At 70.4% G+C, this 14,337-nt stretch carries 15 protein-coding genes; 8 read left to right on the top strand and 7 right to left on the bottom strand.

Annotated elements, in window-relative coordinates; genetic code table 11:
- Window positions 1-12 precede the first annotated feature (12 nt).
- Together OG798_RS40525 and OG798_RS40520 are read left to right on the top strand one after the other, a co-directional pair.
- Window positions 13-1,278 carry a VWA domain-containing protein gene (locus tag OG798_RS40525; protein ID WP_328758628.1) on the top strand — a complete coding sequence of 422 codons (1,266 nt, stop codon included), beginning with the start codon at window positions 13-15 and terminating at the stop codon, window positions 1,276-1,278.
- Complete coding sequence (locus OG798_RS40520) at window positions 1,278-2,093, top strand: hypothetical protein (RefSeq protein ID WP_095851861.1); 816 nt, start codon at window positions 1,278-1,280, stop codon at window positions 2,091-2,093. The genes OG798_RS40525 and OG798_RS40520 overlap by 1 nt, the downstream gene beginning before the upstream one ends.
- 300 nt (window positions 2,094-2,393) lie before the next feature.
- Here the strand turns inward: OG798_RS40520 and OG798_RS40515 are convergent, their stop codons facing one another.
- Window positions 2,394-3,047, bottom strand: coding sequence for a winged helix-turn-helix transcriptional regulator (locus tag OG798_RS40515; RefSeq protein WP_095851862.1), 654 nt, complete (start codon window positions 3,045-3,047; stop codon window positions 2,394-2,396).
- Window positions 3,048-3,114: 67 nt separating this feature from the next.
- On the opposite strand from OG798_RS40515, the gene OG798_RS40510 reads away from it, so the two are divergent.
- From OG798_RS40510 to OG798_RS40495, 4 genes are all read left to right on the top strand, one after another.
- A complete protein-coding gene (locus tag OG798_RS40510; RefSeq protein WP_121414616.1) occupies window positions 3,115-4,323 on the top strand; it encodes a pyridoxal phosphate-dependent aminotransferase in 1,209 nt (402 codons plus the stop codon).
- A gap of 90 nt (window positions 4,324-4,413) precedes the next feature.
- Window positions 4,414-5,013: a histidine phosphatase family protein gene (locus tag OG798_RS40505; RefSeq protein ID WP_095851864.1), complete on the top strand. Its 600-nt coding sequence runs from the start codon at window positions 4,414-4,416 to the stop codon at window positions 5,011-5,013.
- A gap of 97 nt (window positions 5,014-5,110) precedes the next feature.
- On the top strand, window positions 5,111-5,740 hold the full coding sequence (locus tag OG798_RS40500) for a hypothetical protein (RefSeq protein WP_121414617.1): 630 nt from the start codon (window positions 5,111-5,113) through the stop codon (window positions 5,738-5,740).
- Between the two features lie 80 nt (window positions 5,741-5,820).
- Complete coding sequence (locus OG798_RS40495; protein WP_095851866.1) at window positions 5,821-6,243, top strand: acyl-CoA thioesterase; 423 nt, start codon at window positions 5,821-5,823, stop codon at window positions 6,241-6,243.
- A gap of 21 nt (window positions 6,244-6,264) precedes the next feature.
- On the opposite strand, the gene OG798_RS40490 is transcribed toward OG798_RS40495, so the two are convergent.
- Entirely contained in the window at window positions 6,265-6,666 is a 402-nt protein-coding gene (locus tag OG798_RS40490) for a winged helix-turn-helix transcriptional regulator (protein WP_097224342.1), read from the bottom strand.
- A 205-nt stretch (window positions 6,667-6,871) separates the two neighbouring features.
- On the opposite strand from OG798_RS40490, the gene OG798_RS40485 reads away from it, so the two are divergent.
- A complete protein-coding gene (locus OG798_RS40485) occupies window positions 6,872-8,278 on the top strand; it encodes an MFS transporter (protein ID WP_267063944.1) in 1,407 nt (468 codons plus the stop codon).
- A gap of 157 nt (window positions 8,279-8,435) precedes the next feature.
- Window positions 8,436-9,263 carry a chitosanase gene (locus tag OG798_RS40480; RefSeq protein ID WP_179857027.1) on the top strand — a complete coding sequence of 276 codons (828 nt, stop codon included), beginning with the start codon at window positions 8,436-8,438 and terminating at the stop codon, window positions 9,261-9,263.
- A 65-nt stretch (window positions 9,264-9,328) separates the two neighbouring features.
- Here the strand turns inward: OG798_RS40480 and OG798_RS40475 are convergent, their stop codons facing one another.
- The 5 genes from OG798_RS40475 to uraD form a co-directional block, all read right to left on the bottom strand.
- Window positions 9,329-10,726 (bottom strand): nucleobase:cation symporter-2 family protein, encoded by a 1,398-nt coding sequence (locus OG798_RS40475; protein WP_121414618.1) that lies wholly within the window; start codon window positions 10,724-10,726, stop codon window positions 9,329-9,331.
- A gap of 225 nt (window positions 10,727-10,951) precedes the next feature.
- Entirely contained in the window at window positions 10,952-12,340 is a 1,389-nt protein-coding gene (locus OG798_RS40470) for an 8-oxoguanine deaminase (protein ID WP_095851869.1), read from the bottom strand.
- Between the two features lie 120 nt (window positions 12,341-12,460).
- Window positions 12,461-13,408, bottom strand: coding sequence for a factor-independent urate hydroxylase (pucL, locus tag OG798_RS40465; RefSeq protein WP_121414619.1), 948 nt, complete (start codon window positions 13,406-13,408; stop codon window positions 12,461-12,463).
- Between the two features lie 5 nt (window positions 13,409-13,413).
- Complete coding sequence (gene uraH, locus OG798_RS40460; protein WP_060894368.1) at window positions 13,414-13,812, bottom strand: hydroxyisourate hydrolase; 399 nt, start codon at window positions 13,810-13,812, stop codon at window positions 13,414-13,416.
- Entirely contained in the window at window positions 13,809-14,324 is a 516-nt protein-coding gene (gene uraD, locus OG798_RS40455; RefSeq protein ID WP_328758627.1) for a 2-oxo-4-hydroxy-4-carboxy-5-ureidoimidazoline decarboxylase, read from the bottom strand. Before uraD ends, uraH begins: the two co-directional genes overlap by 4 nt.
- Window positions 14,325-14,337 lie beyond the last annotated feature (13 nt).

Here is a 14,337-nt window from a genome sequence, read left to right as displayed (position 1 = left end):
TAGGATCCGGCGATGATCACAAGACAACGGCTGGCGGCAGGAGTCTGCGCCCTGCTCGCCGCCCTGACGGCCGGGATCGCCTTCCCGACCGGAGCGGTCGCCGACGAAACGGCGGAGCAGGCCGCTCCCAAGGTCGAACTCGTGCTGGACGTCAGCGGTTCGATGCGGGCGCGCGACATCGACGGCGGGTCGCGCATGTCCGCGGCGAAGCAGGCGTTCAACGAGGTGCTCGACGCGACACCCGAGGAGGTCCAGCTCGGCATACGGACCCTCGGCGCCAACTACCGCGGCAACGACCGCAAGACGGGCTGCAAGGACACCGCCCAGCTGTACCCGGTGGGCACGCTGGACCGCACGGAGGCGAAGACCGCCGTCGCGACGCTCACGCCCACCGGCTGGACGCCGATCGGTCCCGCGCTGCTCAAGGCGGCCGGCGACCTCGACGGCGGCAACGGCACCCGGCGGATCGTGCTGATCAGTGACGGCGAGGACACCTGCCAGCCGCTCGACCCGTGCGAGGTGGCCCGCGAGATAGCCGCCAAGGGCATCGGGCTCACCATCGACACGCTCGGGCTCGTGCCCGACGCCAAGACCCGCGACCAGCTCAGCTGCATCGCGGACGCGACCGGCGGCACGTACACCTCGATCCAGCACAAGGAAGAACTCACCGACCGTGTCGGTCAGTTGGTGGAGCGCGCCGCCGACCCGGTGGTGACGCCGGTCGCCGTGGAGGGCGCCACCGCCTGCACGAGTGCCCCGACGCTGAAGTCCGGGCTGTACACGGACCGCGAGGAGTTCGGGCAGCACCGCTACTACCGCGTGGACGTCAAGCCGGGCCAGGAGCTGCGCGCCTCGGTGAGCGTCGCGGCCGACCGCGAGGTCAACCCGGACTACGGGGTGTTGCTGCGCGCCGTCACCGTGCACGGACGTGAGATCGTGCGCGGCGAGGCGGCGGGCAACGGCCGTACCGACGTCGTCTCGACCGGTCTGCGCTACCCCAAGGCCGAGAGCGACGACGAGGACGCCCCCGCCGAGACCGTGTGTCTTCAGGTGTCCAACTCCTTCTCGGCGGCGAGCGGCGTGAAGACCACGCCGGGCATGCCGGTGGAACTGACGGTCGACGTCGTGGACGGGCCGGACCAGGCGAGCGACGTGGCCTCCTTCGGCCTCGGCCGCGGCTGGTGGCTGCTCGGCGCCCTCGTGCTCACCGGCTTCCTGGCGGGTGTGCTGTGGGGCTGGGTCTCGCGCCTGCGGATCGCGGTCTGGAGGACCAACTGATGTATGTCAGAAGAGTGTTGAGCACCGCCCTGCTGCTGCTCGGGACCGCCGCGGCGCCCGCCGCGGCCGACTCCTCGCCCTCCGCGAGCCCCTCGGGCGACAGCGCCGCGCCGACCCAGGCCGGCACGTCGTTCCGTACGGCGACCGAGATCGAGCAGGGGCAGCAGGCCACCGCCAGCGGGTCCACGGGCGACTACCTGTACTGGTCGTTCCCCGCGGACGCCGGGCAGCGGCCCACTGTGAAGGCGACGGTGAAGCTGCCGGAGGCCTCCACGCGGCACGCCGGCCAGACCTGGCAGCTCGACGTCTACGACGGGCTGCGGCGCCGCCAGGCGTGCCAGTACGGGGCACAGACACGGACGGCGGCGCAGGACGCGGCCTCCGTGGAACTGGCCTGCACCCTGCGCACGGTCCGTTCCTGGTCGGAGACCTGGGCCAACGACCCGCTGCCGGGCACGTACTACGTCCGGCTGACCGTCACCGGGCTGCAGGCCTCCGACCTGGGTCTGCCGGTCGGGGCCGAGGTCAAGGTCGATTCCAAGGACATCGGCGGGTCGGCTGCGGTGGACGGTTCGCTGGCGAAGCCGCTGGTGCCGGGCATCGCGACGAGCGCCGGGAAGTCCGACTCCGACTCCGGTTCGTCGACGGCCGTGCTGTCGTCCATCGAGCCCGACGACGGCTGGGCCTCCGGCTGGTGGTCCGACCGCTGGGTGTGGACCGCGATCGGCGGCATCCTCGCGGCGCTCGCGGGCATCGGCGGGTACGCGTTGACCCGGGGGTCGGGACGGCCTTCCCGGGTGCCGCCGGTTGCGTAGGAACACGTAGGCGTCCGTGACGGCTCCGTGACGGCGAAGGCCCGCCGTGCCCCCTCGGCACGGCGGGCCTCGTCCCCCGCCCGGGTTCCGGTCCGGTGAGGTGCTGGGCGTTGCGAGTTGTGCGTCACCAGCAGGCCGGAAGCGTGTTGGTCTCGCTGCCGATGGCGGTGTCCTTCATCGGCTTCTTGATACGCATGCGAGTCACCCTGTGGCCGCCGCCCCGTCACCCGCAATGTTTTCGAACGCGCTGGAAGTGTCTGGCGCGAGCGGCACGCGACGGCTACGGGGACCGTACCGGCGTCACTCCCCGCGCAGCACCTTGGCGAGGGTGCTCTCCCCCGTGACCTCGATCCGTCCCTCGCGCACCGCGTCCGACAGGGTCGAGATCCCGCGGCTCACATCCGTACAGGTTCCGGTGTCGAGACTCAGCCGGACGTCCGGCTCCTCCGGGGCGGGCCCGTCCCCGTACGCGGGCCCCTCCTCGGCGCCCAGCCACACATGGAACTCCCCCTCGTCCAGGCGGACTTCGACCAGCCCTTCAGCACCCTCCCCCGCCAGGCCCCGCAGCAGCGGCAGCGCGAACCAGTGCGCCCGTACGGCGTCCGTGGCCCCGCGCTCGCCCAGCGAGGGCGCGCCCCACTCGCCGAGCGCCTGCAGCACGGGCAGCAACCCCCGCCCCCGGTCGGTGAGTTCGTAGACGTACGCGGCGCCCGGCGGCGGCAGTCGGCGCCGGGTCGTCAGTCCGTCGCGCTCCATGTCCTTGAGCCGGGAGGCGAGGACGTCCGTGCTCACGCCCGGCAGATCCGCGTGCAGATCGGTGTAGCGGCGCGGGCCGCCGAGCAGCTCGCGGACGATCAGGAGGGTCCAGCGGTCACCGACGGCGTCGAGCGCTCGGGCCGCGGAACAGTACTGGTCGTAGCTTCGGCGAGGTGACATGCGACGCAGTCTAGACATGTTGTTGGACTTTCCAAGCACTCACTTGGTAAAACCAAGCAACACCACGAACCGGAGGACACAGCGCATGGAGTTCCGGCAGTCGAGCAAGCTCAGCGAGGTCTGTTACGAGATCCGCGGCCCGGTGATCGAGCACGCCGACGCACTGGAGGCGGCGGGCCACAGCGTGCTGCGCCTCAACACCGGCAACCCCGCGCTCTTCGGTTTCGAGGCGCCGGAGGAGATCCTCCAGGACATGATCCGGATGCTGCCGCAGGCGCACGGCTACACCGACTCGCGCGGCATCCTCTCCGCCCGCCGCGCGGTCGCCCAGCGCTACCAGGAACGGGGCCTTGAGGTAGGCGTGGACGACGTCTTCCTCGGCAACGGCGTCTCCGAACTGGTCTCCATGGCGGTCCAGGCGCTGGTGGAGGACGGCGACGAAGTCCTCATCCCCGCCCCGGACTTCCCCCTCTGGACGGCCGTCACGACCCTCGCGGGCGGCAAGGCGGTCCACTACCTCTGCGACGAACAGTCGGACTGGTACCCGGACCTCGCCGACATCGAGTCGAAGATCACCGACCGCACCCGCGCGGTCGTCATCATCAACCCCAACAACCCGACCGGCGCGGTCTACCCCCAGGAGATCATCGAGGGCATCCTCGACCTCGCCCGCCGGCACGGCCTGATGGTCTTCGCGGACGAGATCTACGACCAGATCCTGTACGACGACGCGGTCCACCACTCGGCCGCGGCGCTCGCCCCCGACCTGGTGGTCCTCACCTTCTGCGGTCTGTCCAAGACGTACCGGGTGGCGGGCTTCCGCTCGGGCTGGCTGGTGGTGACGGGCCCCAAGCAGCACGCCCGCAACTACCTGGAAGGCCTGACCATGCTGGCCTCCATGCGGCTGTGCCCCAACGCGCCCGCCCAGTACGCCATCCAGGCCGCGCTCGGCGGCCGCCAGTCCATCCACGAACTGACCGCGCCCGGCGGCCGCCTCCACGAACAGCGCAACCGTGTCTGGGAGAAGCTCAACGAGATCCCGGGCGTCTCCTGCGTCAAGCCCAAGGGAGCGCTGTACGCCTTCCCCCGCATCGACCCCGAGGTCCACAAGATCCACGACGACGAGAAGTTCGTCCTGGACCTCCTCCTCCGCGAGAAGATCCAGGTCGTCCAGGGCACCGGCTTCAACTGGCCCCGCCCCGACCACTTCCGCATCCTCACCCTCCCGCACGCCGACGACCTGGACGCGGCGATCAGCCGGATCGGACGGTTCCTGGGCGGGTATCGACAGTAGGGCCGCCGTATGGCGCACTCCGACCTGCGGACCGCCGGGGGCGATGACACCGTACGGAAGGAGTGACAGGACCGGAGAAGGGTGTCGTACATGGGTGACCTGATCCTCGTGCGGCACGGCGAGACCGAGTGGTCCTTGTCCGGGCGGCACACCGGATCGACCGACATCCCGCTGACGGAGAATGGCCGCGAGCAGGCCAAGCGGCTGGCCCCGCTGGTCGCCTCGCACCACATCGCGGCGGCGTTCGTGAGCCCGATGCAGCGGGCGCGGGAGACGGCCCGGCTGGCCGGGGTCGAGGGGGCGCGGGTGGACGCGGACCTGTGCGAGTGGGACTACGGCGGGTACGAAGGCGTCACGACCGTGGAGATCCACCGGACCCGGCCCGACTGGTTCCTGTTCGACGACGGGGTCGCACCGGGGCCGCCGGAGCATCCCGGGGAGAGCCCGGAGCAGGTCGGGGCGCGGGCGGAGCGGATGCTCTCCAAGGTCGACGCGGCGCTCGCCGAGGCGGAGGGCAGTGTCGTCCTCATCTCCCACGGGCACTTTCTGCGGGTGCTGACCGCGCGGCGGCTGGGGCTGCGGGCTTCGGACGGCGCGTTGTTCCAGCTCGCCACCGGGACGGTGAGCCGGCTGAGCACCGAGCATCGGCGGCATGTCGTGGCCAGCTGGAATGTCAGACCCCCGTCGTAGTCTTCGAGTGGGTGGGGATGGGGTCGGCCCAGGGGGGCGCGCGTTTCGCAGCGCCCCGACGGGGCGTTGCGGCCGACGTACGGAAAGGGGTGCCGTCATGACACGACCGCCGACCGTCGCGCAGCGGCGTGTCATCGATGCGGCGGACCCGGTGACCGGGCGGCTGAAGGGGACGGACGCGCAGCTCGCCGCGCTGGTGAAGCGGGGGCTCGCCTTCCGGCATCCGCGGCCGCCGCACGACCACTTTCTGACGCCCGCCGGGCACCGGATACGGGAGGCGCCGGAGCCGACGGCCGCGCCTGAGCCTCCCGCAGCCCCCTCCGACTCGGGCGTGTTCACCGCGCGGATCGGCGGCGAGGAGAACGCCGTTGGCGGCCCCTCCCGCACACGCGAGGTGCGCAGTGCCTGGCAAGGGCTGTTGGAGCTGCGGCGGATGACCAACCGGGACGGGGCGGTGGACCGCCCGTGCGGATGGGAACGTACGCATCTGGTGCAGGCCGCCGCGCTCGCTCTGGAGGCCGCCGGGCACCGTCCCGCGGCAGGGGAAGGCCCCGGCTATCGGGTGCGGGCGACTCCGCAGCCGGAGGCCGTCGCCGTGCGCGAGCCGGACGCCGAGGCGTTGCGGGCCTGCGCGGCCACGCTGGAGAAGGCGGGCTGGCAGGTCGGCGAGCACACGGAGCCGCGTACGGGAGCGCGGTATGTGCTTGCCTCACCCCGGCGGGCGTGAGGTCCCTCGAATCCCTTCCACCCCTCAGTAGAGTGGCGGCCGTTCCGACCGTCGTACACACGATCGAAGAAGGGAATGTCGTGGCTGAGCCGTTTTCCGTGCCCGTGACCGTTCGCGGGTACGAGACCGACACCCAGGGGCATCTGAACCAGAGCGTGTATCTGCAGTACGCCGAACACGCCCGCTGGTGCTTACTCGATGCGGCCGGGATAGGCCAGACCGATCTGGTCTCCAAGGGTGTGGGACCGGTGACCCTGGAGACGACGATCCGCTATCTGCGGGAGTTGCGGGCGGGGGACCGGACCGAAGTGACCTGCGCGTTCACCTGGGGTGAGGGCAAGACCTTCCGGATCGGGCAGACGATACGGAAGGCGGACGGCACGGTGGCCGCCGAGTTCACCGCGGTGGGTGGGCTGCTGGACCTCAAGGAGCGCAGGCTGGTCGCGGACCCCCGCGTGTACTTCCGCGCGCTGGCCACCGACCCGGGAGTCTTCGGCCTCTGAGCCCACCCCGCGTGGCGCGGTCTACGCGTCCAGCAGCTCCGGGCTGTGCTGGGCGTCGTAGGCCGCGCGCGCCTCGGCGATCGTGACGCGGTGCCGCTCCGCCCAGTCGGTCAGGGACAGCAGGGTGGCGTGCAACTCCTCGGCCACCGGTGTGAGTTCGTACTCGACCTTGGGCGGGACCATCGGGTGGACGGTACGGGTGAGGAGTCCGTCGCGCTCCAGATTACGCAGCGTCAGGGTGAGCATGCGGCGGCTGATGCCGTCGATGCTGCGCTCCAGCTCGGTGAAGCGGATCGGGCCGTGCGCGGCGGCCACGATGATCTGCACGCTCCATTTCCCGGCGACCCTGTCAAGAACCTCGCGGACCGGGCACGCCTGCGCGTGCACGACCTGCGGGGTAACACCGGTGTTCCCTTGGGACATTGAGGTGCCTCCTTATGCCGATCTCCATGGTCACTCACGATGTACCCCGTTACAAGTCGTGCACCTATGGAAACGCGTCGCACACGTGGTCGCCTACATGGAGGTCGTCGTCATGCCGTTCCGGACCGAGTCACCGTCCGAGCCGCCGGTCCCCCGACCGTACTCCCGCTGGGCCTCGCTCGTCGTCCTGTGCGCGGGCACCCTGATGACGATCCTGGACGGGAACATCGTCACCGTCGCGATGCCCGCGATCCAGAGTGATCTGGGGTTCTCGGGGCCGGGGCTCGCCTGGGTGGTGAACGCGTATCTGATCCCGTTCGGGGGGCTGTTGCTGCTCGTGGGCCGGCTCGGGGACCTCGTGGGACGCAGGCGGATGTTCGCCACCGGGCTCGTGGTGTTCACGGCCGCGTCCGTGTTGTGCGGGGTCGCCACCAGCCGGGGCCTGCTGGTCGCGGCCCGCGCCCTGCAGGGTGTCGGCGGAGCGATGACCTCGGCCGTCGTCCTCGGCATGCTGGTCGCGCTCTTCCCCCAACCGCGTGAACAGGCCCGCGCCATCGCGGTGTTCAGCGCGGTCGGCGCGGCGGGCGGGGCGCTCGGCACCTTCCTCGGCGGGGCGCTGACCCAGACGGTCGGCTGGCACTGGATCTTTCTGATCAACCTGCCGATCGGAGTGGTCGCGTGGCTCGCCGCGATCCGGATCCTCGCCCCGGACCGGGGAGTCGGACTCGGCAAGGGCGCCGACTATCCGGGCGCGGCGCTGGTCACGGGCGCGCTGATGCTGACGGTGTACACGATCGTCGGCGCAGGCGACCGGAGTCTGGGCGTCACGCTCGCGTCGGCCGCGCTCGCGCTCGGTCTCTACGTCGGTTTCGTCCTGCGTCAGGCGCGGGCCGCCCGTCCGCTGCTGCGGCTGCGGCTCTTCCGCTCGCGCGCCCTGAGCGGCGCCAACGGGGTGCAGATCCTGATGGTCGCGGGGATGTTCGGCTTCCAGTACATCGGCGCGCTCTACCTCCAACGCGTCCTCGGGTACAGCGAGTTGACCACCGGTACCGCGTTCCTCCCCGCGCCGATCGCGATCGGGGTGCTGATGCTGACCCTGTCCGCGCGGACGATCGCCCGGTTCGGTCCGTACCGGGTGCTGCTCGCCGGGCTCGTCCTCATCACCGGAGGCATGGCCCTGCTGAGCCGGGCCCCGGCCGACGGCTCGTACGTCGCGGACGTACTGCCGGCGATGCTGCTGCTCGCCGCCGGATTCGCGGCCGCGATGCCCGCGGTGACGGGGCTCGCCATGACGGGCGCCCGGGAGGAGGACGCGGGACTGGCCTCCGGGCTCTTCAACACCACGCAGGTGGTGGGCGGTTCACTGGGACTGGCCGTGCTGACGACGCTGGCGGCGAGTCGTACGGAGCGTCTGACCGGCGGGGGCGAGGGGACCGTCGCAGCCCTGGCGGACGGTTACCGGCTGGCGTTCACGGTGGCCACGGGGATCGCGCTGACGGCCTTGGTCCTGGCGGCGGTGATCCTGCGGCCGGGGCGGGGACAGGTCCCGCACGCCTCCTCGGCCCGGCCCGAGCGAGTGATGTCGCGCCTTTCCCCTCGCGACCGGTCCTGACCAGGACTGCCCGCCCAGCCGCTGCCCCAGGGGCACCCGGCAGCCGCGGAGGGAACGTCAACTCGGTCTCGTTGGGCGGGTGTACGCCGTCCGGAATCTCTGGTAGGAAACTTTCCTAACAGTAAGTGGACGCATCACTCCCCTCATCGGAGGTACCGTGCACACCCCCCACATAGATCCCCAGCTCCACACCTCACGGCGCACACTGCTCACCCTGATCGGAGCCTCGCTCGTGGCAGGCCCCCTCCTCGCGACCCAGTCCCAGGCCGCCGCCTCCGGCGGTCTGGACGACCCGGCGAAGAAGGAGATCGCGATGAAGCTGGTCTCCAGCGCGGAGAACTCCTCGCTGGACTGGAAGGCGCAGTACAAGTACATCGAGGACATCGGTGACGGGCGCGGCTACACGGCCGGCATCATCGGCTTCTGTTCAGGCACCGGGGACATGCTGGACCTGGTCGAGCTGTACACCCGGCGCAAGCCGGGCAACGTCCTCGCCAAGTACCTGCCCGCCCTGCGCGAGGTGAACGGCGGCGACTCGCACCAGGGCCTGGACCCCGGCTTCCCCGCCGACTGGCGCAGGGCCGCCCAGGACACCGCGTTCCAGCAGGCCCAGAACGACGAACGGGACCGGGTCTACTTCAACCCCGCCGTCGCCCAGGGCAAGACCGACGGCATCGGCGTCCTCGGCCAGTTCACCTACTACGACGCCATCGTGATGCACGGCGACGGCGGCGACAGCACCAGCTTCAGCAACATCCGCAGGCGCGCCCTGGCCAAGGCCAAGCCGCCGGCCCAGGGCGGCAACGAGGTGACGTATCTGAACGCCTTCCTCGACGCGCGCGTCTGGGCCATGAAGCAGGAGGAGGCCCACTCCGACACGACCCGCGTCGACACCGAACAGCGGGTGTTCCTGCAAAAGCGGAACCTGAATCTCGATCCGCCACTGGACTGGAAGGTGTACGGGGACAGCTACCACATCGGCTGAGACCGAGACCCGGCCCCCGGGGTGCGGATCATCCGGCCCCGGGGTGCGGATCCTGACCCGGCCCGCTACGCGCCCACCACCGCGGGGCCGGGACCGGTGCGCCGGTCCGCGATCTCCTCGCCCGGCTCCATCGGGGCCGTGACCTCGTCGTCGTCCCGGTTTCGGCCCAGGTGGTTGAAGACGAGGTTGAGCAGGACGGCCGCCAAGCACCCCGTGGAGATCCCCGAGTCCAGGACGATCCGCACGGTCTGGGGGAACGCGTGGTAGAAGTCCGGCGCGGTGATCGGGATGATCCCGACGGCCAGCGACACGGCGACGATCAGGACGTTGTTGTCCTTCTCCAGGCCGGCCCTGACCAGGGTCTGGATGCCGCTCGCCGCGACCGAGCCGAACAGGACGACGCCCGCCCCGCCGAGGACCGGGCGCGGTACGACGGCGATCAGCGACGCGGCCATCGGGCACAGGCCCATCAGCACCAGGAAGCCGCCGCCGGTGGCGACGACGTACCGGCTGCGGATCCGCGTCATCGCGACCAGCCCGATGTTCTGCGCGAAGGCGCTGCACATGAAGCCGTTGAAGAGCGGGCTGAGGGCCGAGCCGAGGGTGTCCGCGCGCAGGCCCGCCGCGATGGTCCGCTCGTCGGCCGGACGCTCGACGATCTCGCCCAACGCCAGCATGTCCGCGGTCGATTCGGTCATCGAGACCACCATGACCACGCACAGCGAGAGGATCGCGGCGAGCTGGAACTGCGGGGCACCGAAGTGGAACGGCGTCGGGAAGCCGACCACGTCCGCGTCGGTCACCGGACCGAAGTCCGTGACACCGAACGGGATCGCCACCAGCGTGCCGACGACCAGGCCGAGCAGCACGGCGATCTGCTTGACGAAACCGCGGGTGAAGCGGCGCAGCAGCAGCACGAGCACGAGCGTGGCCGCCGCGAGGCCCAGGTAGGTCGGCGAACCGTAGTCGTGCGCCGCGGGATCGGGTCCCTGCGCCCAGCCGAAGGCGACCGGCAGCAGTGAGACACCTATGAGGGTGATGACGGTGCCGGTGACGACGGGCGGGAAGAAACGGACGGCCTTGCTGAAGAAGGGGGCCGCCACGAAGCCCAGGACGCCGGCGACCATCACCGCGCCGAAGATGATCGGCAGGGCGTCGGACCTGTCCTTGGTGGAGGCGACGACGGCGGTCATGGGGGCGACGCCCGCGAAGGTGACGCCGTTGACGAACGGCAGCCGCGCTCCGATCTTCCAGAAGCCGAGGGTCTGCAGGAAGGTGGCGAGGCCCGCGGTGAACAGGCAGGCACCGGTGAGGAAGGTCAGCTCGGTGGGGGACAGACCGACGGCGGCGCCGACGATCAGGGGTGGGGCGACGACTCCCGCGTACATGGCGGCCACGTGTTGCAGACCCGTGGTGGCCATCTTGAGTGCGGGCAGTTTCTCGTCGACGGGGTGGGCGGTCACGGCGGCTCCTCCGGGCGGGTAACACGTCGGCTCTGACGTGGGTTTCAGGAGGTGGTGCGCGGTCGTGCGGGACCGTGGGACGGAACACCCCGAAAAGGGGTGAAGGAGACCGTTCCGGGGCGCGCACGTCCATGCACGCCCCGGAGACGGCCGCCATGGACCCCGCTCGGGTCCACGGCTACCGGCCGAGGGCCGTCCCCCTCGGCCGGAGTTCTTTTCAGTGGGTCAGGCCCCGGCGGCGATCCGCGCGAGGCGCTGCGCCTCCTGCCGCGTGTCGCGGGCGATGACGTCCTCGTCGACGTGCAGCAGCCGGCCGTTCTCCACCACCGGTTCGCCGCCCACGAGCGAGAGCGTGACCGGGGCCGCCGCGCCGAAGACCAGCGCGGTCACCGGGTCGGCGATCGAGGCGTGCGCGAGGGTGTCCAGCTTCCACAGCACGAGGTCGGCGAGCTTGCCCGGCTCCAGGGAACCGATCTCCGCCGCCCTGCCCAGGACCTGGGCGCCGCCGTAGGTGCCCAGGCGCAGCGCCTGACGAGCGTTCAGGGCAGCTTCCCGGTGGGCGCCGAGGCGGTTGATGAGGAGGGCGTTGCGCAGTTCGGTGTGGAGTTCGCCGGACTCGTTCGAGGCGGTGCCGTCGACGCCGAGGCCGACCGGGACGCCGGCCGCGAGCATGTCCGGGACGCGGGCGATGCCGGCCGCGAGACGGGCGTTGGACGAGGGACAGTGGGCGACACCGGTCTTCGTACGGGCGAAGGCGGCGATGTCGGAGTCGTTCATGTGGACGCAGTGCGCCATCCACACGTCCTCGCCGAGCCAGCCGGTGGACTCGAAGTACTCGGTCGGGCCCATGCCGAACAGCTCCTTGCAGAACTGCTCCTCCTCCACGGTCTCCGAGCCGTGCGTGTGCAGTCGTACGCCCTTGCGGCGGGCCAACTCGGCGCCCTGACGCATGAGTTCGGTGGAGACGGAAAAGGGCGAGCAGGGTGCGACGGCCACCTGGGTCATGGCGCCGAAGGAGGGGTCGTGGTGCTCGTCGACGGTCGCCTCGGTGGCGGCGAGGGCGCCTTCGAGGGTCTCGACGGCGAAGTCCGGCGGCAGCCCGCCGTCCTTCTCGCTGCGGTCCATGGAGCCGCGGGCGAGGGTGAAGCGGACGCCCATCTCGCGGGCGGCCCGGATGATGGCGCCGGACAGGTCGCCGGAGCCCTGCGGGAAGACGTAGTGATGGTCCATGGCGGTGGTGACACCGCCACGGGCCATCATGGCGAGGGAGCCCTGCGCGGCGGCGGAGACCATCCGCTCGTCGATGCGCGCCCAGGTCGGGTAGAGCGCGACGAGCCAGTTGAAGAGGTTGTGGTCGGTGGCCAGGCCGCGGGTGATCCACTGGTAGAAGTGGTGGTGGGTGTTGACCAGGCCGGGGGTCACGAGGTGGCCCGTGGCGTCGATACGGCGTACGACGTTCGCCAGGCCCTCCGGGGCCCTGCCCGCGCCGAGCGACTCGATGCGGTTGCCCGCGACGACGACATGGCCCGATGCATGCTCGGTGTCGCCCGCGTCCACCGTCGCGATCGCACAGTTCTCGATGACGATGCGCTGGACTTCTGCCGATGCTGCCATGGTGCGTCCTTCTTCGTTTCGAGGGGTGGGCACGGCAGGACCCTAGGAGGTTTGAGTGCCGCGGCTGTCGACGCCACGGGTGCCGAAGGAGGGGCCTTCGCCAAGGCCTCGGAGGCCGGCTCAGAGGTTGGTGAGGTCCACCGGGATGTGCGGCTCACAGCCGTCGCGCAGGATGGTGGCCTCGATCAGTCCGTAGGGCCGGTCGGCCGCGTAATACACCTCGTTGTCGTTCTCGAGCCCGAACGGCCCCAGGTCAACGAGGAAATGATGCTTGTTGGGGAGGGAGAAGCGGACCTCGTCGATCTCGCTGCGGTTCTCGATGATCCGCGAACCCATCTGGTACAGGGTCTGCTGCAGCGACAGGGAGTAGGTCTCCGCGAAGGCCTGGAGCATGTGCTTCCTGACCTGGTCGTAGGACTTCTCCCAGTTGGGCATCTTCTGCTCGTCGCCGGTCCAGTTGAAGCGCCAGCGGCCGGAGACCTGGGTGGCCAGGATGCGGTCGTACGCCTCGGGGAGCGTCGTGTACTTGTCCTTGACGTAGCCCCAGAACTCGGAGTTCGTCGAGTTCATCACGACGAGGTCCTTCAGCCCCGAGATGACCTCCCACGACGAGCCGTCATAGGTGATCTGGGTGACCCGGGTCTCCTGACCCTTGCGCACGAACGAGTGCTTGACGTCGTCGGCGCCGATGAACCTGGAGTTGGCGTCGGAGGTCCCGATGCGCTCCCAGGCGTACTCCTCGATGCGGATGCGCGCGGTCCTGATCGGCTCCTGCGAGGTCACGAAGTGCCGGGCGAGGTGGATGCCGAACTGTTCGGCGGACTCGATGCCGTACTCCTTGGCGAAGGCGTACACCGTGTTCTTGGTGGTGTCCGTCGGCAGGACGTTCGCGTTGGAGCCCGAGTAGTGGACCTCTTCCATGTCGCCGCTCAGCGCCACGGACACGTTCAGGTCCTTGATGTGATGCGTCGCGCCGTCGCGGGTGATCTTCACGACGCGGTTCTCGGCCTTGCCGTACTGGTTCTGTCCCAGCATCACAGGGCGTCCGCGGTGGGAATTGTCAGTCATTTCTGCTAGCTCCCTCGGTAAACGGAGTAGCCGAACGGGTTGAGCAGCAGCGGTACGTGGTAGTGCTCGCCCGGCCTGACGGCGAAGGTGATCGTCACCTCGGGGAAGAACACTCCGCTCGCACCGCTGTCCCGATTCGCGGGGGCGTCCTGCTGCGCATCGGCTTGCTTCTTCTCGAAGTACGCCTCGACCTCGAAGTCGAGCCGTACATGGGTCGTCCCCTCCGGCAGCGCCGGGAGGTCCTTGCACCGCCCGTCCGCGTCGGTCGCGGAGCCGCCGAGCTCCCGCCAGTCCGCCGTGCGGCCGCCACGGGCCGCGAGCCGGACGGCGACGCCCTCGGCGGGGCGTCCGACGCTGGTGTCCAGGATGTGCGTGGACACGGATGCGGTGGTGTCGGTGCTCATACGTTCTCCTCCTCCACGAGACGGGCCAGCCGGATGCGGTTGATCTTGCCCAGTTCGGAGCGGACGATCTCGCGCTCCTGCTCGGGCGAGTTGCCGATCCGTTCCTTGACCGCGTCGCGCATCTGCTCGCCGGTCCGGCCGGTGGCGCAGATCAGGAAGACATGGCCGAACCTCTCCTGGTACGCCAGGTTCAGTTCGAGCATCTCCTCCTTGAGCTCCGCGGAGGCGCCGGCCATGCCGCGCTGCTCCCGGGAGGAGGTGGGGTCCCCGGGCTTCGGCCGCCCGATCGGCGGGTGCCCCGCCATCGCCTCCGCCAGGTCCTCGGCGGTCAGCTCGGCCATGGCGGCGTCGCTCGCGGCGAAGAGGTCGTCGGGGGTGGTGTACGGGCGGTCGGCGAGCAGGGCGCGCACCCAGGCTGTCGACGCGCACGCCTCGTGGAGGGCGGCGCGGGCCGCGTGCTCCTCCAGGGCGTTCAACCGGGCGAGGCCGCCGGGTGTCGTACTCGAAGTCACGGGAAGCCTCCGT

The organism is Streptomyces sp. NBC_00271, assembly GCF_036178845.1.
In the GTDB taxonomy this organism is placed as follows: domain Bacteria; phylum Actinomycetota; class Actinomycetes; order Streptomycetales; family Streptomycetaceae; genus Streptomyces.
Note: the sequence above shows the minus strand (reverse complement) of the source record. Positions and strands in the feature narration are given on the sequence as shown.